This is a genomic window from Microcoleus sp. B6-A1, from assembly GCF_036705085.1.
In the GTDB taxonomy this organism is placed as follows: domain Bacteria; phylum Cyanobacteriota; class Cyanobacteriia; order Cyanobacteriales; family Microcoleaceae; genus Microcoleus.
This window is the reverse complement of the sequence record NZ_JAUBTU010000008.1, coordinates 26,483-49,626: the sequence shown is the minus strand read 5'-3', so window position 1 is coordinate 49,626 and position 23,144 is coordinate 26,483. Positions and strand designations below refer to the sequence as shown.

Genomic DNA, 23,144 nt, shown 5'->3' with positions numbered 1-23,144 from the left:
GGCTGCATCTTACTCAAAATACTATCGGGGAGCTTTTACAAAACACTGCTCCCACATCGTTACCAGGCTCGTGCCTGGTAATGCTGTCTCGTGGCTCTAAATCGGAGGCAGAGCCTCCTGAAATTCATTCCCAGGCAGAGCCTGGGAACGAGAAAAACGAGAAATCTCAGGCTCTGCCTGAGACGGAGAACTAGAAACAAGATAGGTGAAGAATATGACTGCTAACAAATTCAAGAATTTAGCAACTAGCACTTTACTTGCTTATCGCCGTTACATCCAGGCAGGATTAACACTTTGTGCAGGATTGGGACTGTCTGCGATCGCCTCTTCAGTTGCGTACAATTGGGAATACAAATCCATGCAAGCCGAACTGCAAGACCGGCTGGACAAAATAGCTACAGACATTCAGAGAGATGTTAGCGGCAATTTAGAAATAATTCGGGCTGCTGGAGCATTTTACAGCGTATTTGACGGCGTTAAAAAACCAGAAATGAAGACATTTGTTGGGCCTGCCCTCTACCGGCATCCGAGCCTGAAGGCGATCGCTTGGCTGCCCAGTGTTTCTGACTCTCCGCAATTCCTGACAGAGGAAATAGATTTAGGTTTAGATTTAACGGCCAATCGGGTAGCGTTAGAAAACGCCACCAAAAGACAAGAAATTACCGCGACAGATCGCCAAAAAATGTCTTCGCAAAATCAACCCATCGTCTTCGTCTTCATGCCAATTTTTACTCAAAATTCTGCTGACGATGGCGCCGAATTGCAGCCAAATTTACCTGCTCGCTCACCAGAAAATTTGAAAGGTTTTACTTTTGGCGTTTTGCTGGTTGATGCTATTGTCAAATCGGCTTTACAGGAAACTAACCTCAACTTTGTTAACGTTTATCTTCAAGATGCTATGGCTCCTGAAGCAGAAAGGTTTCTTGCTTTTTATGAAGCCAAGACAAAAAGGATAATTACCGATGAAAAAATTAAAAATAAAATCCCAATTGGGGAAAGAGCTTACTGCCCAGACGGCAGCAGTTGCACCCGCATCCTCAATATTGAAAATCGCAGGTGGTTGCTGCAATTACGGCTGACGCCAGAGTACATTAATCCTCTAAAATTTTGGCGTTCTTTGACGGTTTTAATTCTGGGGACAATCTTAACTCTGGTGGCAACACTTTACCTGATGAGCTTGTTAAGTTATACAGAAAAAATTGAAAAGATCGCAGCAGAACGCAGGGCTAAATCTCAACAGCTAGAGAAAACTTTGCAACAGTTGCAACAAACTCAAGCTCAACTAATTCAGCAGGAAAAGATGTCAAGTTTGGGTTTATTAGTTGCTGGTGTCGCCCACGAAGTTAACAATCCTATTAATTTTATTTACGGCAATATCCACCACGCCAGGGCATATACTAGCGATTTGTTAGAGTTGGTAAAACTCTACCAAAAACACTATTTATCCCCTCCATCGGAAATTGCCCAGTATTTACAAAATATTGACTTTGACTTTCTCAGTAAAGATTTGCCGCAACTGCTGTCTTCGATGAAAATAGGAGCCGATCGCATTGTTCAAATTGTTCAATCTTTGCGAAATTTCTCTCGCCTAGACGAAAGCGAAATGAAACCTGTCAATATCCATGAAGGCATTGACAGCACTCTGCTAATTCTGCAAAGTCGCCTGAAAGCTACAGCCGATCGCCCGGCGATCGAGATTCTTAAAAACTACAGCCATTTACCTTTAGTAGAGTGCTATGCCGGACAATTAAATCAGGTGTTCATGAATATTCTGGCTAATGCGATCGACGCCCTTGAGAGTTACAACCTCGATCGCGGGCCCAAAGCAGCGGAAGCCAATCCGATCGCGATCGCCATAACCACAGAATATTCGATCCCCGATAAAATAATTGTGCGGATATCTGACAACGGCCCCGGTATGGCAGAAAATGTCAAAAAACGGCTGTTTGACCCGTTCTTTACTACTAAACCTGTGGGAAAAGGGACAGGATTGGGACTGTCAATCAGCTATAAAATTGTCGTAGAAAAGCACAAAGGTGCGCTGCGCTGCGATTCGACACCGGGATTGGGGACCCAATTCTCGATCGAGATTCCGCTGCGGCAAGAAGTCAGACAAGCTGTACCGTTTGTTTCGCGGAAAATATCCGAGGCAGCTTAGAAAGGGCTGGGGAAGGAAAAAATTTTTTCCATTAACTACTGTAACTCGGTCGAGTTATAGTATTATATGTAATAATGCCACAACCAATACTGCTTTATGCAGCTTAAACCGTCGGCACTGCCGATACTGTATAACCCAAACACGGCGGGACTAAATATGTTCAGTGACTTGCAAATTATTTACGAACGCGACCCCGCGGCGCGCAACTGGCTGGAAGTATTATTTTGCTATCCCGGACTGCAAGCACTTTTTTTCCACCGGATAGCACACTGGCTTTATTCCGCGGGCCTTCCGTTTGTACCGCGCTTGATTTCCCAACTAAGTCGCTTTTTAACAGGTATTGAGATCCACCCAGGAGCGAAAATTGGTAGGGGCGTGTTTATCGACCACGGCATGGGGGTGGTAATTGGCGAAACTGCGATCGTTGGAGATTATGCTGTAATTTATCAAGGAGCGACCATTGGCGGCACGGGTAAAGAAATAGGAAAACGGCATCCAACGCTGGGAGAAAATGTCGTGGTAGGAGCCGGTGCTAAAGTTTTAGGCAATATTCAAATTGGCAATAATGTTCGGATTGGTGCGGGTTCGGTAGTGCTACGGGATGTCCCTAGCGATTGCACAGTTGTGGGAATTCCCGGCCGCATTATCTCTAGGAAAAAGCAGGTGGAAGATGGTCAAAATTCTCAAGGTCTACCGGATTTGGAAGCTCAAGCGATTCGAGCTTTGTTCGATAGAATTAAGGATTTAGAAGAGCAGGTTGCTTTTTTGAAATCTCAACAATCTCCACTCAAAACAACTCAATCAGAGCAAGCAGAGGTCAAAAAACATGAATTATTCTTGTCTTCTGATTTATTCATTACACAGTTTTTAGACGGTGCAGGAATCTAGTAAAGCTTTAATTTATATAGATTTTTGCCAACCACACTCTCCTGCTGTCATTGGACAAACTAACTTTTATTCTTTCAGTAACTGGCTATGACTATTGCTTCTCTTTCCACTAAAACTTTTGATGAAACGAGCAGACATATATTTTCTCGCCGCTCGCACTTGCCGAACAGAAGCAATGCTCTGTGGCGAATTGAAACTGGAGTAGTGCGAACTGTAACGTGGCTTGAAGATGGCACAATTATCACCTTGGGATTGTGGGGGCCTGGTGATACGATCGGCAAACCGATCTCAAAATGCGATCCTTTTCAAATTGAATGCCTCACTAAAGTCGAGGCAATTTTACTATCGGGCGATCGCTGGCTAAATAGAGATATTTTGCTCCGTCACATTCAGCAGGCTGAAGATTTTATGGTAATGCGAGGTTACAAAAGAGTTGATTTTATGCTCTATCAACTATTAACTTGGCTGGCTAAGAGGTTTGGTTCTGAGGTAGAGCGAGGACATCTGATCGATATGATTTTAACGCATCAGGACATTGCAGAAATTATCGGTACAAGTCGCGTAACTGTCACTCGCACCCTCGGTCATTTTGAGCAGCAAGGCTTGATAGATCGTCTGCCACTCCACCGGATTATTCTGCAACCTTCTGAGGTGTGGCACTACGAAATTTGACACTCCCCTGCCTAAAGGCGAGGGGATTCTTGATTCGCAGAATCGACTTGCCGATGCAGAATTACTTCAACATCGGTAGCGGTCAATTCTCCACAAGCGTTCGGATCTAAAATCCAAGTTCCGGTGTGCCCCACCGTACTCAATCCCCGACTTAGAATATTTTTAGCGGCATTCCAATCACGATCTAATACGCATCCACACCGACAAGCATGGGTTCGCGTTGATAGAGTTTTCTTAACAATTGTTCCGCAGTTAGAGCATTCTTGACTTGTTCCATTGGCTGGCACGGCAATCGTAATTCTTCCGAATACTTTGCCGAAATATTCCAACCACACTCGGAACATATACCAAGATGCGTCGTTAATCGATTTCGCTAGACAGTGATTCTTCACCATATTTTTACTCCTCAAATCTTCGTAGGCTACACAGTCGCTAGACTGGATCACACATCTTGCCAATTTCACGGCAAAATCTTTACGTTGCCTACTTATTTTGAGGTGGCGCTTTCCTAAAATCACTCTAGCCTTTTTTCTATTTTGCGAACCCTTGACTCGTTTGGCAACTCGTCTTTGGGCTTTTTTTAACCTGCGCTCGGACTTGCCCAGAAATCGCGGATTTTCGACTGCAACACCATTGGAATCTGTGTAGAACTCTTTTAGTCCCACGTCTAATCCAATGGCGTTGCCAGTAATTTCAATCTTCTCAGAGCGATCAACTTGAATGCAGAACTGGACGTAATATCCGTCTGCTCGCTTTACCAAGCGCACTCGCTTGATTTGACTGCGTTGGTAGAAATGCAAGTCGCGCGTTCCTTTTAATTTGAGTTTCCCGATTCCTTTCTTATCGGTAAAAGTAATAGATTTCCGGTCATCTGCCAGACGCCAGCCAGTAGTCTTGTATTCGACCGAGCGGTTGTCTTTCTGGAATTGCGGGAATCCTTTTTTTCCTGGGACTTTCTTTTTACAGTTGTCATAGAATCGGGAGATCGCCGACCACGCTCTTTCTGAGCTAGATTGGCGAGCCATGCTGTTTAAGTCATCGCAAAACGGGAATTCTTTAGCTAGAACAGCGCTGTACTTGTTTAAGCCGTATTTATCGACTTTTGTGTTTTCCATCCAAAAGCGCAATGCTTTGTTGCGGATGAACTGCACCGTTCTAATTGCTTCGTCTACAGCGTCAAATTGCTGTTTTTTACCGAATGCTTTGAACTCAAAAACTAGCATGACTTCGACCTCATCACGATATCTTTATGCTAGCGGGGCTGGCTTAATATTGCCGAATTATTCACAAAAATATACAAACACAAGTACGGGCGTATCCCTAAATTAAGAGAAAGCCGTCCTACAAGGACGGGGTTTTAAACCCAGTTTTGTGAGAATTTGCATTTATTAAATTTTCTCCTCCACTGGTCAATAAGGTCAAAAGCAAGGGTGACGATCGCACTTGCTTTTATATTTCTCCTGATGTCTTTCTTCTCACTGCCAACAGATGCGATATCTCGCACCTGTTGACTGCCGCCAAGTAGGTGAGTATGAATCAACTTAACGATGACACAGCATATATCCGCCTACCTACTTAGCCCTTACTTTAAGGGGGCGGTATTGCCTCTAATATACTCGCTCCCTGCAACATTTGAGACTTTCGGGCTCTACCCGCTTCTGGGTATTCCCAAGACGGTGAAAAGGGTGGAACCAAGAAGGAGCAAGCTTTCCACCCACCCTGTACCCCCACGCCGAGCATCAGGCAGTTTCCACCCCTGTGCCCGTGCTGCTCGTAATACCGACAGTGCCGACAGCTTAAACCTACATTTACGTTGCTCACGGGATTTCTCCAACCGTTTTTGTAATAAAAATATACTAACACCTGTACACCTACCGGAATTGTGTACTATGATAGAATGTACAATTTAAACTCGATCGCCAGTGGGGAATGTGGAACTATCTTCTAGAGTACAATATGCCCTGTTAGCGCTCTTGGAACTGGCGAGCCACTACCCGAAGGATTCGCCCCTAACAGTAAGCGAACTTACTGCTTCTGGTGAGATACCCGAACGCTATCTAGACCAAATTCTTGCCGTGCTGCGGCGTGCAAGTATTGTCCAGAGTTTGCGGGGTGCTAAAGGCGGTTATTTGCTGGCGAAAGAGCCTTGGCAGATTACTTTGCTAGAGGTGTTTTCGACACTCGAAGGATCCGGCAGCAGCCCGACCCAAAAAGTTTCGGAATCTGTAACAATAGAAAAAACTGCGGTGCTAGAAATCTGGCAGGAAGCTCAACAGGCATCTTGGGCTGTTTTGGGGAAATATACATTACAAGATTTGTGCGAACAGCGGGATGTTCGCAAACAAGCACATCCCATGTACTACATTTAAGTGGAGAGAAATTAAGCCATGAGAATTGCTAAGGATGTTACAGGAATAATTGGCAGAACTCCTTTAGTTCAGCTCAATAAAATTCCCCAAGCCGAAGGAGTAGTTGCTCAAATTGTGGCAAAATTGGAAGGGATGAATCCGGCTGCTTCGGTGAAAGATCGGATTGCAGCGAGCATGATTCAGGCTGCAGAAGATGCGGGGTTAATTCAACCGGGGAAAACTATTTTAGTTGAACCAACTTCAGGAAATACGGGAATTGCTTTGGCAATGATCGCGGCGGCGAAAGGGTACAGTCTGATTTTAACGATGCCGGATACGATGAGTACGGAACGCCGATCGATGTTAAAAGCTTACGGAGCTCAGTTGGAATTAACTCCGGGACATGAAGGGATGTTAAGCGCGATCGCCCGTGCGGAAGAAATTGTAGAAGAAACCCCCGATGCTTTCATGCTGCAACAGTTTCGCAACCCCGCTAATCCAAAAATTCACCGGGAGACAACGGCCGAGGAAATTTGGGAAGATACAGAGGGTAAAGTAGATTTTTTAGTTGCTGGAGTTGGCACCGGCGGTACGATTACGGGAGTTGCTGAAGTAATTAAACCGCGAAAGTCTAGTTTTAGGGTAATTGCAGTTGAACCCGCAAGCAGCCCCGTGCTTTCTGGAGGCAAATCTGGTGCTCACAAAATTCAAGGGATTGGTGCAGGATTCATCCCGGAAGTGTTGAAACCCGAGTTAATTGATGAAACAATCGCAGTTAGCGACGCAGATGCGATCGCTTACAGCCGCCGGCTTGCCAGAGAAGAAGGATTGTTGTCAGGAATTTCTGCCGGCGCCGCTTTGTATGCCGCAATTCAAGTCGGCAAGCGTCCCGAAAATGCTGGAAAATTGATAGTTTTTGTGCAGCCCTCTTATGGCGAACGCTACCTCAGTACAGCGCTGTTTAAAGACTTTGAATTGCCGACAGTCAGCGAACTTGAAGCATTAGTCAGCAAGTATTAAATTGTAGGCACCGGGCGATCGCCCCTCCTGCGGCATTGATATCAGCTTAACCCGAAAGACCGCCAGGGAATTAATTCCCTGGCTCAAAGCGAAAGTCCTCGCTATTAGGACTAATGAGTTATATCATGTCCGGTCAATTAACCATGATTCCTGTAGGGGCGGGTTCGCCCAGATATTGAATAGAAACGGGAAAATCTGTAAACCCGCCCCGGCATTTAATCGCGGTCAATCGATAGGACATGATATTAATAGTCCTCATAGCGAGGACTTCAGCTTTGAGGCAGGGGTTTAAACCCCTGCCGTAATGCAGCGAAAGCGCATATTTGTTGACAGCAATACTCCTGACATTACCCTACTTTTCAGACTTGATACAACTTCCAACTAGCCATCGCCAACATTCCGTAAATAACAAACTTTAGCGGGCGTTGAGGCATAATTTGGCAGAATTTAGCACCTACTAAAACTCCCGGCACCGAACCCAACCAAATTGGCAAAACTAAACTCCAGTCTACCGTTCCGAGGCTGAGGTGTCCCAGAGATGTAAACATCAACAAAATTGCCGCCTGCGAAATATCTGTACCCACCAATTTAGAAGTATCCAGGCGGAAAAAAGCAATCAGCAACAGTGCAAACATCGAACCGGAAGACACGCTAGTGATTCCCACTATGCAGCCTAAAATTGCTGCAGCACTCACAGTACAAATACGGCCAGAATTAGTATTTAAGTCCCATTTAGGGGGCGAAGGCAATTTAAAACTAGGGAAAAATGTTTTGACCACTAATTGGGTCAGGGATAAAGCGACAATTAGTGCGATCCCTACTCCGAGACAGCGCAGCAATATGCTGTCTAAGTCCTGACTTCCGCTGGATTTGATGCAGTGTAAAATCCACACGCCAGCCAGGGAACCGGGTACGCTACCCAATGCCAGCCACTTAACTACTTGCAAGTCGAGGGTTTTTTGCTGCCAGTGTTTGAAGCCACCAACAACTTTCATCAGTGTAGCAGCTACGACATCCGAACTAATGGCAATTGATGCCGGAATCTGGAAAACAAAAATTAACATTGGGGTGATGAGCGATGCTCCGCCAACTCCGGTAAAACCAACGATAATGCCCACAAAAAAGCTGAGAAACGATAGTAATAAGTAATTCACTGTTATGCCCAAAAACTGTGTATTTAAGCGCTGCCAACCAACAAATAGATAACTTGGGTGGCTAGAACAACACAGCTACACAGGCTAAATATCACTTGCATCTCAAGATTTTTAACCCAAAAAATGTCTCTTCAACACTTTTGATTGGTCGCGTTTTCAGCAACAATGTTCTTGGTAAAAGTAAGTAAATGCAAATAAACAATCCTACACAAATTGTAGTGTAAAAGCTCCCTGATTTTCTTAAATGTCCCTGTGTAACTGCTCGAAAACCCTCGATTTATTTATGGGGTTTATATTCTGCCTTTTACCTTGAAGTGACGAGCGTCACAGGTAAAGCAGAGCTGAGGTTAACCGACTGCTGGCCGGAAAAGAAATCGGGAGTATCGAGAACATTAAAATGAATCAATGCCACAATGACAACTGTGAAGGCGGTTGATGATACTAAACCCGTTAATAACTCTTTTTTGAGGTTTTTTTCCTTGGGTTTGTCTGTAAAAACATCTAAAGTTCCTAGCTGCATCAACAGAATTCCCACAATATTGGAAAGCCAGTAGCCGACAATTGTGCAAGGAAACAGTAAATCTGGGGAAAGCCAACTAAAGATATACCCAAAGGCGTAGGCAATTGGCAGATTGAAAAATATGTCGTTCCACCAACACAGCGGTGATAACAAATATCCAATTGCCAGAAGCAACCCGCCTCGGATTTTTTTAAACCAGACTTCGTTAAAGCCCTTAGCTTCTGGCAACTGTTGGGTAAGTTGTCCTGCAAGCTGGTACTCTTGACTGACTTTTTTAGCGTTTTCCACGTTAATAGCTCATAACTCGCTCGACTTACCGTAGTTTAACAGCAAAGCTGAATTATGTCTAGTAAGTCAATCGACTTACCGTACTTTAGCTGCACAGGGGTAAGTCTACTTTCTTTGTGGCAGCAAAATATCGATCTGGGACAGGTTGTTGAGAACAGACAAGATTGCAAAAGTCCTTTTAATCAAATTTTCGGACGGGCTAGAAGCCCATCCCACAAGAAAAAAAATTTTGTGGGATGGGCTTCTAGCCCGTCCTAATTATTTTTGCAATTTTGTCTAATGCTGCCTGATGTCCTTTTTGCAATCAATCGGGTATTACAAGACTACTTGGGCTCAGGGCGGTTGCCAAAATTGAATAAATTACTCCAATCCCCAATAAGCCCACAGCGGAACTGAAAAATAAAACCATGCCGTCAGGGGGATTGTAGGTATCGTGGTCAATTTGGTGGCGAACGGTGAAGTAGTGCTTAGTTGAGATTAAGACTGTCACCCAACCTATTAGAGAGAAGATTAAACCCAACTTCCACCCCATCGCCTGACGGTAATGTACGGGCATTTGCACGACGCGAAGTCGGATGATGACGACGCCAAAAGCCATGAGGGCGATCGCAGCCCGCATCCATGCTAAGAAGGTGCGCTCATTTGCCGATCGATCGATCGCCCGCGACAGATTTTGCAGGTTTGGTTTCTCATCATCTACTGGCATCGGTTGGAACGATAATTGCACGCGATCGAACTCTTTAATATTCATAGTGAACCGCCACCATTATTCAGGTGCCATCAAACCAAATGAGCTAGAAGGAACGGTGAACATATAATAAATTACCCCAGCCCCTAGGAGTGCGATCGCGAGGCTAAAAAGAATTACCCAGCGATCCGTAGGTTCATAAGTATCGTAATCGATATCCTGACGGACACCAAAGTAGTGCTTAGTTGAGAATAACACCGTCAGCAAACCCACTGCTGAAAAAAGCAAACCCAACTTCCAGCCATTGCCGGGAGTTGGGAGTAGAGGGGGATGAAAGGTGCGAAGGCGCACGATAACTACGCCAAAACCCATCAGCGATATTGCTGTCCGCATCCATGCTAAATAAGTGCGCTCGTTTGCCAAGTGATCCCGCACCCGCGACGGATTTGGTCGCTTAATCTTTTCTGTAATTACTTTTGTGGATTTCCAATTTAATAGCATAGATAAACCTTTTAATTTTTACTGGAAATGAGAAGGTAAACCGATATATTTGCGCTGGGACGATTATCCGCCGGGTATTTATACCCGGCGGGATTTTGCGTTGCAACGGGCTTTACACAGCCGATCGCATTACAACTTCACCAAACCTAATCATTTTCCTCAGTAGGGGCGTTGGGAACTTGCGTATCTATGTAAGCCTGAGTCACATCAGGAACAAACCAATTCGCATCCCCAGGCTGGAAAACCTTAGCAGTAGGAACGTTGAATTCTACAGCCCCCGTATCGGGATTAGCTCTGGCTACAACTTGAGTTCCGTCAACTATCTTAACAGCTAGACCCCCCGTCAATTCTTCTGAAGGTTGATCTGTCGTTCTTAAATCAGTTGCTTTGATATCGCTGGGTAGATAAATTCCATCGCAATCCCATTTATGTTCAGTTGTTTGGCCGTCAGCTAGAAAATAAAGGGCATTCTCGTAAGAAGAAGAAGCTGCTTTTTTGCGTTTCTGGCCGTAGACAGCCAGGGTTTTTCCTGTCTCGTTGCGGCACTGACCCCAAGGTTTTCCAGTTTCTAAAGTGTATTTTTGAAACTCCAATTGAGAGATTTTTTGCTGAAGTTGCTCAGGGGTATAATTCTGGGCGGTATCGGGTGCGTCTTTCGCTGCCTTGAGAGTGTTCAGAGCTTGAGTCACTTCTATGTAGTCGGGATTGCTCGCATATTTCGGCGTTTTTGGAGCGTCTGCCCAAGATGGGGGAACGAATACTAAATTGGCGGCCATTACCAACAGCACTAAAACAAATTTGAAGATTTTCACAATTTTTCTCCTTTTCTCGATTGTCAGGTTTTTTCCAACTTTCTGTTTGCTTGCTATTTTAGGACTTAGGCAAAAACAATATCTCTTTAACTGGTTTGCCGGAGAAACCAAATTTTGCAGAATCGAAAAATCTGGTTTTTTAGGATTAGACCTATTGTAAAAGTCTATCGGTGTGGGGTAGTGGCAAAGTGTTCGGGCGATATTTTAAGGATTCCTCCTCAAATTTTTAGCTGAGTTGGATTCACCACTACAGGATTTAGTGAAATGACAGGTATATTCTTGCCTAATTCTGGCAACTTGCTAGCTCACAAAATGGCTTGAACTTTCGTAAAAATTCGAGGCTAAATTAGTTTAAAGCTGCTTTTAGCTCGGTTAATTAGTTCATTATTAACTTAGCATATTTGGTGATATATGGCAAGTAATTTAGAGACCATTTTAAGAAAACAATTGGTAAGGCAAAAATGATAGCTTATAAATTATGAACATCGGAAAAGTTATCTGCCTAGAAAGGGATGTAAGTAGCGGAACCGAGGCTAATTCTTAGTTGAATTAAAATGCCGGGAGCAGGCGATAAGTACCGCTTTCAATCAGAATAAATATTCCCAAGCCAATTAATACAAAAGGGACAACAGCCTTGGTATAGCGAGTCAAAATATGGGCGATCGCCCTTTGGCGAGTTAACCGATAAGCGGCATAAGACCAAACACCTACCATCACCGAGAAAACCGCCAAAATCACCAGCAAGCTCGGCAAATCGCTGCTAGCAAACAGCGGCAAGTAAATACCGATGTTGTCACCCCCATTCGCTACTGTTACCGCAGCCACATTCAAAGTTTGGGGGTTGAAAAGATTCGCAAGTCTTGACACAGCAGATGAGTTAGATTGACGGTTAAATTCGCCCGATACTGCTTGTACGTCATTTTCATCATTTTCTCTCTTGACTAAGTGACTGATGCCGATCGCGATCGGAACCAAACCCAGCAAGCCAATCCAAGCTTTCGGCACAATTAACCCACCAAAAAAACCGGGCAAACTAGCAGCTATGAGTGCTGCAAATCCGAGGTACTTACCGACAAAGATATGCCGGGGGCGGAAAGTATCATTTACCTGGGCGAAGAACAGCATCGAAATCACCATATCGTCGATATTGGTTGCGGCAAAAGATGTAATCCCGGCAATAATCGCTGCTGCAATCCAATTCATGTGGTGTCCCTGCAATTTTTTTAAACTTCAGTTTCGCTGGCGTTACTTCTGCTCATCGTTATCAAACAGAAACCGCAACCAACTAAAGATATTATACTTAAAGTGGGGCTTGCCAGAGTGCCGCTTTTAACCAGAATTGCCATTCCCAATCCGATCAAAACAAAAGGCACAAGCTGATTGCCGTAGCGAGTCAAAGTATCTGCGATCGCCCGCATTTGAATTAACCGATAAGCAGCGTAGCACCAAACGCCCACCATCGCGAAGAATACGCCGAGAATCACCGCCAAACTTTCTAAAGTATTGCTAGCAAAAAGCGGTACATATATCCCGATATTGTCGCCGCCATTTGCCACCGTCACCGCTGCTACGCTGTAAGTTTGAGGAGACAGAAAACTGCTAAAAAAAGAGTTCTCTGATTGCTCTAATTCTGCCTCAGATTCCGAATCGTCAGTTTCTGGATTCAGCAAGCGGCTAAGCCCGATCGCAATTGGCAGCAAACCCAGCATTCCGATCCAATCTGGCGGAAAGATTAAGCTGCCAAAAAAGCCGGGAAGGCTAGCCAAAACCAGTGCAGTAAAGCCCAGAAACTGACCGAAGACGATATGCCTGCGCCGAAATATTGCATTCACCTGCGAGAAAAACAGCAGCAGAATCAGAATATCGTCAAGGTTCGTAGCCGTAAAAGCTGTCATCCCCGTAGAAATTGCTGTTAGTAATTCATTCATTTCTGTGTCTCCTCAGATTTTTTATTTCGTTCTACTGGCTGGGATCGTATCTTAGGAACGGGCAAGATGCCCGTTCCACACAAATTAAATTTTATTGTGGCTAGTTGCTCCTAGCCTGCCCTTGAAAGGCCGATCGACAATGCTGCAATATCTCAGTCAAAACCAGTTGCTAAAAACTCTTCGTCCTGGCTGAGAACTGGTAACTGCTAATCAAAAACCATCACTGTCAAAGGGGACTGTTTTCAATCGAACACCACCGTAAATTGCATTTTCTTCGTCGAATTTGGCATGAATTGCGTCAATACCATGCTCCATCGAACGCACAAGTCCAGGAGAGCGCCGCCGCTGCAACACAAACCACCCGCAAGTAGCAACCAAATACATCAAGAACAAGTAAGGAAACGCATCGTAAGGAGCTTCGGGAACTGGGAACATAGTGCTGCCTGGAATGCCCACACTGCCCGCAATCGGAATCATCATAAATGCGATCGCCACCACCGAGAACACCACATCCCGCAGGCGCAATTTACCAATTTTGTGCAAGTAAACTGGAGCCGCGATCGAAATCAAGATGTATACAGTTAAAAATCCGTAGCTGCAAATTGCCCCCAAATAACCCATACAATCGAACAGTTTGATGTTAAACATAGACATCACAGCAGGCACCAAAAATGTCATAAATGTACACATCGTTACTGCAACGTGGGGAGTTCTATTAGACGAATGCGCTACACCTAATGAAGAGTGAAACAAACCGTGCCGCGCCATCATAAAAAACACTCTCGCGGCTGGATTGATGCTGCCGAGCACGCAAGCAAAAAAGCTAAATAAAGCGCCGAAAGCCACTAACTCTCCCAGCCAGCCCATCCCGACTTGTTGCGCTAGAAAAGTCAGAGGTTCTTCACTATTAGTAATAGAAACTCCAGTACCGCTAAAACCCAAAACCTCAATATAGGTCATCAAAATGAAGAATAAGCCTGCCATGACAGCACTGCCCATGACAGCTCTGGGGATATTTTTTAAGGGTTTTTTGGCTTCGTCGCCCAGAGATGTAGCGCTTTCAAAACCTGAGAAACCAAACATTACTAAGACAAGTCCCGTCGCTATGTTGCCCGGAGTTACGCCTTCCAAAGTTAATTGGGACATATCCAGGGCAAAACCTTTGTGCGCCCAGATGATAATTCCTAAAAGTGCGATCGCAGCCACTGATGCTCCTTCCAGCCACAGCATCGCCATAGCTGAGAGTTGGATATCTTTATAACCTGCATACCAAGCAACGCCCGCCCCGATCGCTAACAGCGTAATCGGCGAGGGATGGATGCCTAAATGACCGATGAAAGTACCCGTAAAGTTGGCAAAACCACACAAAACGGCCATCGCAGTAAATAGATAAGCGAGTACCAAACTCCAGCCGCAAATTACGCCGGCAGTCGGGCCAAGTCCTTTAACAATATAAGAATAAAGAGAACCTGCAGAAGCCGATCGACTCGCAAATTGGTTGATATTGATGCTGACAAATACTAGGCCTATCAAGCCGATGAGAAAGCTCAGCCAAGCCCCGTTACCCGAAAGAGCGACGATTAAACCTATATTAGATGCGGGTATAGTTGTAGGTGCAATGACGGCAAAGGATTGAGCTAAAACCTCCCCGAAGGAGAGGCAGTCCGGCTTTAAGCCGTGGGGACTGTGATTTTTTGGCGTTTTCTTAGTCATTTATCTTCTCTCTTTTTGTTGATCGACTTTTGGCGATCGGCTTAAACTTGTCGGTGCTGCTTCAGCATCGGGCCCTGCGTTAGAAGCTTAAGTATCACCTTAAGGCTCTTCAGAGGTAGAATCAAATGTTGTTTGTTATCGAATTAATAAATACAAGTGATGCAGTGCCGTCGCAAAAATAACTGTTGGAATACGGGATCTATCTGTCGCCACAAGCTCAAACCCTTGATGTTAAAAGGAAAATTTAAATAGCGGCTGGCAACCGTGCTTTTTGGGGAATTCCAACCTGTACAATAAAGTCAAAAAGTTCAGATAAAAGTTGAGCCGCAAAAGATTTTTTTTTCAAAAAATAACTGTATTTAGTAAAGGAACCCTCAGCATGGCCGGAATGACGCTTGACCAACTGCGAGTTTTTCTAGCTGTCGCGGAACACCTGCACTTCAGCCGCGCAGCGGAGGAACTTTACATCACCCAACCCGCTGTCAGCGCGACAATCCAAAGCTTAGAGGCACAATACGGAGTAAAACTATTTCACCGCATCGGCCGCCGCATCGAAATCACAGATGCTGGGAAGTTGCTGCAAGTTGAAACGCAGAAAATTCTAGACCAAGTTGCTTTGACAGAGAGAGGTTTGCGGGAGTTGAACGACTTGCAGCGAGGCGAATTAAACTTGGGTTGCAGTCTGACCATTGGCAATTATTGGTTGCCTGATAAACTTAGCAAGTTCAAACAAAAATATCCTGGTATTTGCGTGAATTGTACTCTGGCAAATGCCGAAGAAATTTGTGCGGGGACGGCGACGGGAACATTTGATTTGGGTTTAGTGACGGGAGATATTAAAGCTTCACTTAAGAGCACTCTGGAGGAAGAAGTTGTAGGCAGCGAACGCTTGCTGATTGTAGTTGGCAAATCTCACCCTTGGTTTGAACGTGCAGAGGTTAGTTTAACGGAAATTGTGAAAACGGATTGGGTGATGCGAGAAGCTGGTTCTGGAGTTCAGCAAATGTTGGAACAAGCTTTGCAAAGTTGGGGCATTAATCCCCATGAATTGAATGTAACTTTAGTTTTGAACAGTAGTGAAATGGTAAAAGCAGTGGTGGAAAGCGGCACAGGTGCAGCGGCTATTCCTGAATTGATGGTAAAAAAAGAATTGCAGCTATCTACACTGCGAGCAATAAAAATTTCAGCTATCGAACCGAGTTCAAATGTATCTTTTGAAATAATTAAACCTGTTTTGAAACTGAAACACCGACAGCGCTTTCAAACTGGAATTACTAAAGCTTTTGAACAGAGATTAACTTAAGGTGCTGGGTAATATCATGTCTGATCTATCGCCCATAATACATAAGCCGGGGCGGGTTTGTGAGATTGTCCGTTAGGGGCAAATATTATTGGTGAACCCGCCCCTACAAGAATCAGGGTAATCGACCGGACATGATATAATTGGTAATTCAGGACTTACGCACGAATAGTCAAGAAACCGGGTTTTTTACCGACATAAAAAGCTAAATTCCCTGTATTTTTGTACTGGACTTGTGCACCGATGGTCAATCGATTTTAGATTTTAGATTTTAGATTTTAGATTGAAGCATTGACCCCACGGATAAATTCGGGGGGCAAGTTTCATCGGATACAGGTTTTTTATTTCTGGACGGATGAATCACGTGGCGGGTATCCTGGATGCTTTCGGTCAGAAACCGGGTTTTTTTCCGAAAATCCTTCGTTGTAGGTCACAGATTAGGTAAAAAACCCGGTTTCTTTGGGCTGATGCGTCCAGGGCTGTTATCTCTCAACCAATTTCCTCAAGTCCAATAAATTTTTACCCCCATCACCAACAATCAGCGGCAATTTCCCATCCCATTTTTCTATAGCCTGCCTTTCCAAAAGTTCGGGAGTCAAATTGTCCCGCAGCAACCTTTGCACTTCGGCTTCTCCCTTGGCTAAATTCACCTTAGCCTCGGCCTGTTTTACTGCCTTCAGCGCTAAAAACTCCCCTCTTTTTGCCTCCTGTTCGGCAATTTGTTTCGCCTCCACCGCCTCGCTAAACCGCTCAGAAAAGTGAACGTGTACTAAAGAAATATCGTCAACGGCAATGTGATATGTAACCAGCCTCAAGGTCAAAGAATCATCAACGGCGGCTTTAACTTCTCCCCGTTTAGTAATAATTTCTTCAGCCGTGTATTTGGCCATAACTGCTTTTAATACTTCTTCAACTGCCGGATCTATAATGCGAACCACGACTTCTTTTTCGTCACCTATTTGTTGAAAAATAGCATTTGCTTCTTCTGGGATAATGTGCCAGTTGAGCGCTACATCCGTGAAAACATCTTGCAAATCTTTTGAGGAAGCTTCAGCGGAACTTTCCTGTTTCTGTACGCGGACGCTCAACTTTTTTACAGTATAAACTGTGGGGACTATTACGTGAATTCCTTCTCCTAGTACCTGTTCTTGCACTTTACCAAACTGCATCAGCACGCCCCGTTCTCCGGCGTTGACTATGATAAAAAATTTGGAAAAAATAGCTAAAAATACTATTACTACAGCTAGTTGAACAGCTAGGTAAAACTCTTTATTTTTTTTATTGCTGGATTTGAGTGAGTCAACGTTACTGCTGGATTCTAAAACCATATTCCACCCCGATCGCACTTAATTCTCTGCTCAAGATTGACTTAATAGATATTCTATTTTCCTGCCATCAACAACTGTTCAAAATCCGCTGCAGCCAAAGGAGGACTGAACAAATATCCTTGCATTATATCGCACTTATAGCGCCAGAGAAAATCTTTTTCGGCTTCTGTTTCAACTCCTTCGGCAATTACCTCAAGACAGAGACTGTGCGCCATTTCAATAATAGCTTTCACAATTGCTGCATTGGTGCAACCATCGGTGATATTGCTGATAAAACAGCGGTCTATTTTTAAAGTATCGAAGGGGTATTGCGTCAGATAGCTTAAAGAAGAGTACCCAGTTCCGAAATCATCAATAGATATAGAAACTCCCAATTTTTTCAATTGTTGCAAAGTAGCGATCGCACTTTCGGCATCTTCTACCATCAAACTTTCGGTCAGCTCTAATTCCAAACTGCTCGCTTGCAAACCAGTTTCTGCTAAAATTTGGGCAACTCTGCTGCTGAGATCCGGTTGGTGAAATTGGCGTGGCGACAGATTCACCGCTACCCGCAGCCCCGAAAAACCAGCATTTTTCCAAACTTGCATTTGCCTGCAAGCTGTCTGCAAAACCCACTCGCCTAACTGTACAATGAAGCCAGTTTCTTCGGCAGCCGGAATAAATTCTGCGGGCGAAATCAGCCCTTTTTCTGGATGTACCCAGCGCACTAAAGCTTCGGCGCTGATAATTTTACCAGTGTGGACATTGACCTGCGGCTGATAATAAACTTGGAATTCTTCTCGTTCCAGTGCGTCGCACAAACTTGTTTTTATCCGCTCTAATTTGTCGGCATCTTGGATCAATTCGCTGCTTTGCGATCGCAAAGTATTGTACTGTTCGGCGAAAGCTTCTTGTTTTTTCAAGCGGCTCGATATCGCGCCCACAAGTTCAGCTTTAGTAAAAGGTTTAGTCAGGTAATCATCTGCGCCCAATTCCATACCTTGCCGCATTTCAGAGCGATCGGCTTTACCAGTGAGAAAAACAAAAGGTACTGTAGCAGTAACAGGATTAGATCGCAAGGCCACCAGCACCCCATACCCGTCAAGTTCTGGCATCATCACGTCGCAAATAATCACGTCGGGAACATTTGACACCGCCGCATATAAACCTTGCGATCCATTTTCTGCACCCGTCACGTCGAAACCTTCAGCTTTAAGGAGTTTGAGAATATTCTCGCGAATTACTTGCTCGTCCTCAATCACTAGAATCTTTTTCATACGTCATTCCCTGAAAGCGGTATAATTGATAGGCGTTACTGAACGCGATAAGCGTCCCAATAACTGAGAACGCACAGCTCGATCGGCCCAACAGCGGAATATTTTCCGACACAAATAGCAAACACCTGAAAAACGCTAATTTTTCAAGCACAACTAGATTAATGTTTCTGTGCTTACTCAGTGCCGTCCGTATTATTACGAGGTTAATTAATAATCTCTCAACTAATTCTAGGCGATCGACAGTTAGCAGCGCCTTAAATAACTGCTAAACTAATTGTGCCGCCTGAACGATTGTCTGCAAACAATCTCAGCCTATTTATACCAGTTGCCAAAAACCATGCAACTGCAAGCAAGTTCCAAACCCTTGCAGAGTCAGTCTTTCCCCCTTCTTCAATGTAAAATCTCAACTTTTAAATCTCAAATGGTATTACCTACTGGATTCCCTGAACCCGCACAGATTGGGGTGATAGAAGTTAAGCAATATCCTCAGTACCGCGCTGTCACCTACACCCACGCGGGCGATTTGCGACAAGCGACAGGAATCGCCTTCAATCCCTTATTTCAACACATCAGCAACAACCAAATTGCGATGACAACACCAGTAGAAGCGCGCTACACGGAAACTTCCGGGCAAATCGATGCAGTTCCCCAAGCTGAAGTTTCGTTCCTCTATGCCGCACCAAATATCGCCCCCAGTAGCGTTAACTCCGCTGTAGAAATCACGGATACTTCGCCGATGACGGTTGTCAGCATTGGCGTGGGCGGGGCCTACACTTGGGAAAGCTACGAAAATAACCTCCAGAAACTTAAAGATTGGCTTCAAGAACATCCCGAATATGAAATAGTCGGGCCGCCGCGCCGCTTTTTTTACAATTCCCCGATGACGCCGGAAGCAACTAAAATCAGCGAGGTACAAATTCCCATCAAGTCCCGCTGACGTGAACAACTAATTCGCGAATGTGACCCCGCTGGCGGTGTTCCCACAGGTAAATTCCCTGCCAAGTTCCTAACAGTAACCTGCCGCGATCGATCGGGATTTGTTCAGAAGTATGAGTCAGCGCAGTGCGAATATGGGCCGGCATATCGTCTGGGCCTTCGGCATCGTGAATGTAGCGATCGTCCTCCGGTACCAGTTTAGCCAAAAAGTTAGCCAAATCCTTAAGTACATCCGGGTCAGCATTTTCTTGAATCACCAAACTAGCAGAAGTGTGGCGCAAAAATAAGCTACAAAGTCCCGTTTTAATACCTGAATTCGCCACCGCATCTTCTATCTTAGGAGTGATTTTGCACAGAGATTTCCCTGTAGTTTGAATCTTGAGTATCTGTTGATAGTGAGTCATAGGATTTGGGATGTGGGATTTGAGATTTGGGATTTTCAAAGAAACTCTTGCAAAAATATTCTCCTATTGTTACATCTTACTTCTTCCTTTTTTATTATGTAGGTTGGGGTTGAGGAACGAAACCCAACACTCATTAATTGGATGTTGGGTTTCGTTCCACGGGCCCAACCTACCACTACCACTACTACCACTACTACTGGTATATTAGACCTCTCCAATAATTATTGTGGAACAGGCATCCTGCCTGTTCAAAACTTACTATTCGGTCGAGGTCTAATAAAAATAGTCTACAACAGCTTGGGCGATCGCCTCCGTACCATTTTTATCCAATTTATCCGACAAACGGGGCGGATGCAGCGGTTGTCGCAAAAACTCCCAATCCCCCTCAAAAAACTCCGTCGCCGTCACAATTTGATGTTCCGCATAATTTTGAAGCCATTCCAGCAACACCGCAGCTTCTGCAAAACCTTCTCTCATTATAGAAACAACAGGTATTTCCAAGCGCAAAGCTTCCGCAAAAGTGCTGTATCCCGGTTTAGAAACTAAGCGCCCGCAGACAGGCATAATATCAACCGGACGGGGTAAAATCGGGAGAGATTTTGCAAACTCCTGATTTTTGACTTTAATCAAATTCGGCAAATCGGGAGCTCCCGCATCAAAAGTAATAAATTGCCAGTCGCTAAATTGCTGTAAATTTTGATAAGGAATTTCCTCTAAACCCAATCCGCCGAAAGTCAACAATACAGTTTTTTCCAGCGGTGTTTCGATGCCGAATACTTCCCGAACTTTATCGTTACTGTAGCGAGGATTGCCGCCAGTCAAGCCCACATCTTGAATATTTGGGAAAGCTGGCATCGGTTCGTGCAAAGGAAGACGAAAAAGCCGATCGCACATTCCGAAACATTCACCAATCCAATCTGCCATTTCTACAAATTCCCCGCCCCAATCTCGATAGATAAAATCCCACCCAAAATTGCTCATCATCCAGCAGGGAACCCCAGCCGCTGCCGCCATTCGCGTTGCCAAAGGAGGAATATCTGCCAGCACCAAACCCACCCGATTTTGCTTGATAAAAGTAACTTCGCTGGCAATTAGGGAATTTTGCTTTTTCCGAATTTCCCGCAATTTTTCCAGCGTCGCGTCTTTATCCATATTCAAACTGTCAGCTTGCACGACTCCGACATCAAAAGCGCGGGGACGGTGGATAAAGTCGCCCGTAATATAAGATTCTAGCAGCCAGCGAGGTGCTGTTGTTGTGATAATTAGTAAGATATCTGGATTTAATTCTTGAATTTTTGCAGCTACCGAGGAGACTCGGACAGCGTGGCCGAATCCGTGATTTGTGATGGCAATATATAATGTTGGTCGAGACATTGATAATAGGGAATTGGGAATTGGGAATTGGGAATTGGGAATTGCGAATTGGAGGTAGAGACTGGAAGCCAACAAGGCAAAGCTTCAAGCGACGTACAACCAACAATGACACAATTAATAACTAATGACTATCGAATATGCAAGAACTCATCAATCGGACGCGCCCTCAGACCAAACAGGCAATTGATTAATCTTGTCCAGGGTTATATCTACATACTTTTTACCGTCCGCTGCTAGATTTTCCCCAAAATATCCCTCATCGCCGTCATGCTTGTGAGGGCCGCTCAAAGCTGCTGCATAGCGGCCTTGCAAACGAGCTTGGTTGAAAGGAGAAGTCGCGTACCAGTACCAGCGACTCGGAAAAACTATGCCGCCAATATCCTCAATTGAATCGCGAGTGCCGTGAAAGTGGAAAATGCGATCGGCCTCTGCAAAACCATTTTCTCCCGAAAACACGCCCCCAACCGAAACAACCGTAATTTCTGCCTTCAGCCATTCTTTAAGATAGCGAGTAGCACCCAAAGCAACTTGTGCACCGCCGCTAGTGCCAATTAAAATAACTTTCAAAGGTTTTTGAGGATTAACTGAAATGGGAGATTGAGCATTCATGCGATCGATAATTGCCTTAGCCATTCCCTGATTGTATGCAAATCCGTAGCGATAATCTAGAGAAATTGCAAACCTCCAGAGATTGCGAATTTTGATGAATATATCCCCCGCAATCGGCCCGCTTTTTGCCTGTTCTGCAAACCGCCAAAAAGGAGCTAGCCACCGCTCTCCTCCTAAACTTTTGTTAGACGCTGAATAAGGAAAAACATCGCCCACTGCTACACACTGCGGGTGACTTTTAACTAAACGCTTGAGAAAAAACTCTTCACCAGGGGTTAATTCATCCCCTGAAAAATCGCCAACTCCCGGTAAAAAGATGATATAACAATTGAGCTGCGAAGACTTGCGGGCTTCTAAATTGCCCTTGTTTGAGGGCAGTATCTCCGGTGGATTTTTCTTAATCCCAAAAGTTTCGGCACTTTGATTCAGCCACCATATAACAGTTCCCACCGGCGAAAGAATGCCCCAAATTATCAGGATTACACCTGCGATGAGCAACAAATTTAAACTTCCCCCGCGCAGCCATGCAAGTATCCGTAAAATCAATCTTAGCATTTAATAAAATCTGGTAGAATGCCAATTAATTACCTAATTACCTACAAATAGTTCGGTGATTCTGCTGTATTAGAGCTTATTTTGTAAAAGTTGTCAACTATCTTGAGGAGCAGGAGTTCAACGTGAAGGGAGAAGATTCAATTGCAGGCTTGGGGGCAACGCTTTGGAACGCACTTTCATTGAACGGCAATTTTTACGAAAAAACTCCCTACACTCGCAGAACTAAGCGGATAGCTTTAACAATTGTAATTTTAGCTGCGCTGTCCCGCGTGTTGGGCAGTGCTGTCATTTTGTTAATCAATCGAACTGAGCTATCAGTGTTATTTTTAGCACTTTGGATAGATGGTTTGGCAGTCGCGGGGGGTTATTATTTTTGGACTTTCACTATCTTTAAAATCGGAGAGTGGCTGAAGCAGGGGCACGTAACTTATGGGGAGTTGTTGGTTCCGATCGGCTTTGCTTACGCGCCCCAAGTGCTCAATTTTTTAACCTTAATTCCCTTGCTGGGAGAAGGAATAGAGCGCATATTAGCTGTGTGGAGTTTGCTAGCTGTAATTGTGGCGGTTCGCCAAGGTTTGGATATTCAAACTCGCTGGGCGGTGTTAATTTGTCTGGTGGGTTGGCCGTTGATCCAAATTGCGATCGGCTTTGTGAAAGTAATTGAACAGTTGCTTTCACGATGGCTTTAATTC

At 44.6% G+C, this 23,144-nt stretch carries 22 protein-coding genes; 8 read left to right on the top strand and 14 right to left on the bottom strand.

What is annotated here, in order from left to right; genetic code table 11:
• Positions 1 to 214: 214 nt before the first annotated feature.
• From QUB11_RS04515 to QUB11_RS04505, 3 genes are all read left to right on the top strand, one after another.
• A complete protein-coding gene (locus tag QUB11_RS04515) occupies positions 215 to 2,158 on the top strand; it encodes an ATP-binding protein (RefSeq protein WP_333199777.1) in 1,944 nt (647 codons plus the stop codon).
• 156 nt (positions 2,159 to 2,314) lie between these two features.
• The gene (gene cysE / locus QUB11_RS04510) at positions 2,315 to 3,046 is read left to right on the top strand and encodes a serine O-acetyltransferase (RefSeq protein WP_333199883.1); all 732 of its coding nucleotides are present in this window, start codon (positions 2,315 to 2,317) and stop codon (positions 3,044 to 3,046) included.
• 87 nt (positions 3,047 to 3,133) lie between these two features.
• Positions 3,134 to 3,718 (top strand): Crp/Fnr family transcriptional regulator, encoded by a 585-nt coding sequence (locus tag QUB11_RS04505; protein ID WP_333199779.1) that lies wholly within the window; start codon positions 3,134 to 3,136, stop codon positions 3,716 to 3,718.
• Positions 3,719 to 3,729: 11 nt separating this feature from the next.
• On the opposite strand, the gene QUB11_RS04500 is transcribed toward QUB11_RS04505, so the two are convergent.
• The gene (locus QUB11_RS04500; RefSeq protein ID WP_333199781.1) at positions 3,730 to 4,941 is read right to left on the bottom strand and encodes a transposase; all 1,212 of its coding nucleotides are present in this window, start codon (positions 4,939 to 4,941) and stop codon (positions 3,730 to 3,732) included.
• A 708-nt stretch (positions 4,942 to 5,649) separates the two neighbouring features.
• Between QUB11_RS04500 and QUB11_RS04495 the strand changes: the two genes are divergently transcribed.
• Together QUB11_RS04495 and cysK are read left to right on the top strand one after the other, a co-directional pair.
• Positions 5,650 to 6,087, top strand: a complete 438-nt coding sequence (locus QUB11_RS04495; RefSeq protein ID WP_333199783.1) for an Rrf2 family transcriptional regulator — start codon at positions 5,650 to 5,652, stop codon at positions 6,085 to 6,087.
• Positions 6,088 to 6,105: 18 nt separating this feature from the next.
• The gene (gene cysK / locus QUB11_RS04490; RefSeq protein ID WP_333199785.1) at positions 6,106 to 7,086 is read left to right on the top strand and encodes a cysteine synthase A; all 981 of its coding nucleotides are present in this window, start codon (positions 6,106 to 6,108) and stop codon (positions 7,084 to 7,086) included.
• A gap of 359 nt (positions 7,087 to 7,445) precedes the next feature.
• On the opposite strand, the gene QUB11_RS04485 is transcribed toward cysK, so the two are convergent.
• The 8 genes from QUB11_RS04485 to QUB11_RS04450 form a co-directional block, all read right to left on the bottom strand.
• Positions 7,446 to 8,240 carry a sulfite exporter TauE/SafE family protein gene (locus QUB11_RS04485; RefSeq protein ID WP_333199787.1) on the bottom strand — a complete coding sequence of 265 codons (795 nt, stop codon included), beginning with the start codon at positions 8,238 to 8,240 and terminating at the stop codon, positions 7,446 to 7,448.
• A 304-nt stretch (positions 8,241 to 8,544) separates the two neighbouring features.
• Positions 8,545 to 9,048, bottom strand: a complete 504-nt coding sequence (locus QUB11_RS04480) for a hypothetical protein (RefSeq protein ID WP_333199789.1) — start codon at positions 9,046 to 9,048, stop codon at positions 8,545 to 8,547.
• 304 nt (positions 9,049 to 9,352) lie between these two features.
• Complete coding sequence (locus tag QUB11_RS04475) at positions 9,353 to 9,799, bottom strand: DUF202 domain-containing protein (RefSeq protein WP_333199791.1); 447 nt, start codon at positions 9,797 to 9,799, stop codon at positions 9,353 to 9,355.
• Positions 9,800 to 9,814: 15 nt separating this feature from the next.
• On the bottom strand, positions 9,815 to 10,237 hold the full coding sequence (locus QUB11_RS04470) for a DUF202 domain-containing protein (protein ID WP_333199793.1): 423 nt from the start codon (positions 10,235 to 10,237) through the stop codon (positions 9,815 to 9,817).
• A gap of 146 nt (positions 10,238 to 10,383) precedes the next feature.
• On the bottom strand, positions 10,384 to 11,049 hold the full coding sequence (locus QUB11_RS04465; RefSeq protein WP_333199795.1) for a hypothetical protein: 666 nt from the start codon (positions 11,047 to 11,049) through the stop codon (positions 10,384 to 10,386).
• Positions 11,050 to 11,598: 549 nt separating this feature from the next.
• Entirely contained in the window at positions 11,599 to 12,252 is a 654-nt protein-coding gene (locus QUB11_RS04460; RefSeq protein WP_333199797.1) for a cadmium resistance transporter, read from the bottom strand.
• Positions 12,253 to 12,272: 20 nt separating this feature from the next.
• Positions 12,273 to 12,977, bottom strand: coding sequence for a cadmium resistance transporter (locus QUB11_RS04455; RefSeq protein WP_333199799.1), 705 nt, complete (start codon positions 12,975 to 12,977; stop codon positions 12,273 to 12,275).
• 210 nt (positions 12,978 to 13,187) lie between these two features.
• Positions 13,188 to 14,690 (bottom strand): APC family permease, encoded by a 1,503-nt coding sequence (locus QUB11_RS04450; protein ID WP_333199801.1) that lies wholly within the window; start codon positions 14,688 to 14,690, stop codon positions 13,188 to 13,190.
• 388 nt (positions 14,691 to 15,078) lie between these two features.
• Here QUB11_RS04450 and QUB11_RS04445 point away from each other — a divergent pair, with 388 nt between their 5' ends.
• The gene (locus tag QUB11_RS04445; RefSeq protein WP_333389910.1) at positions 15,079 to 15,993 is read left to right on the top strand and encodes a LysR substrate-binding domain-containing protein; all 915 of its coding nucleotides are present in this window, start codon (positions 15,079 to 15,081) and stop codon (positions 15,991 to 15,993) included.
• 479 nt (positions 15,994 to 16,472) lie between these two features.
• On the opposite strand, the gene QUB11_RS04440 is transcribed toward QUB11_RS04445, so the two are convergent.
• Together QUB11_RS04440 and QUB11_RS04435 are read right to left on the bottom strand one after the other, a co-directional pair.
• Positions 16,473 to 17,318, bottom strand: a complete 846-nt coding sequence (locus tag QUB11_RS04440) for a prohibitin family protein (protein WP_333389908.1) — start codon at positions 17,316 to 17,318, stop codon at positions 16,473 to 16,475.
• 53 nt (positions 17,319 to 17,371) lie between these two features.
• Positions 17,372 to 18,574: an EAL domain-containing response regulator gene (locus tag QUB11_RS04435; protein WP_333389906.1), complete on the bottom strand. Its 1,203-nt coding sequence runs from the start codon at positions 18,572 to 18,574 to the stop codon at positions 17,372 to 17,374.
• A gap of 421 nt (positions 18,575 to 18,995) precedes the next feature.
• On the opposite strand from QUB11_RS04435, the gene QUB11_RS04430 reads away from it, so the two are divergent.
• Complete coding sequence (locus tag QUB11_RS04430; protein WP_333389905.1) at positions 18,996 to 19,511, top strand: heme-binding protein; 516 nt, start codon at positions 18,996 to 18,998, stop codon at positions 19,509 to 19,511.
• Here QUB11_RS04430 and QUB11_RS04425 read toward each other — a convergent pair.
• The 3 genes from QUB11_RS04425 to QUB11_RS04415 all read right to left on the bottom strand — a co-directional run bounded on the left by QUB11_RS04425 (position 19,498) and on the right by QUB11_RS04415 (position 22,452).
• Complete coding sequence (locus QUB11_RS04425) at positions 19,498 to 19,914, bottom strand: secondary thiamine-phosphate synthase enzyme YjbQ (protein ID WP_333151165.1); 417 nt, start codon at positions 19,912 to 19,914, stop codon at positions 19,498 to 19,500. The two genes, QUB11_RS04430 and QUB11_RS04425, sit on opposite strands and share 14 nt — an antisense overlap.
• Before the next feature lie 273 nt (positions 19,915 to 20,187).
• Complete coding sequence (locus QUB11_RS04420) at positions 20,188 to 21,288, bottom strand: glycosyl transferase (RefSeq protein ID WP_333389902.1); 1,101 nt, start codon at positions 21,286 to 21,288, stop codon at positions 20,188 to 20,190.
• Between the two features lie 150 nt (positions 21,289 to 21,438).
• A complete protein-coding gene (locus QUB11_RS04415; RefSeq protein WP_333389900.1) occupies positions 21,439 to 22,452 on the bottom strand; it encodes a hypothetical protein in 1,014 nt (337 codons plus the stop codon).
• Positions 22,453 to 22,574: 122 nt separating this feature from the next.
• On the opposite strand from QUB11_RS04415, the gene QUB11_RS04410 reads away from it, so the two are divergent.
• Positions 22,575 to 23,141: a hypothetical protein gene (locus QUB11_RS04410; protein ID WP_333389898.1), complete on the top strand. Its 567-nt coding sequence runs from the start codon at positions 22,575 to 22,577 to the stop codon at positions 23,139 to 23,141.
• Positions 23,142 to 23,144: the final 3 nt, after the last annotated feature.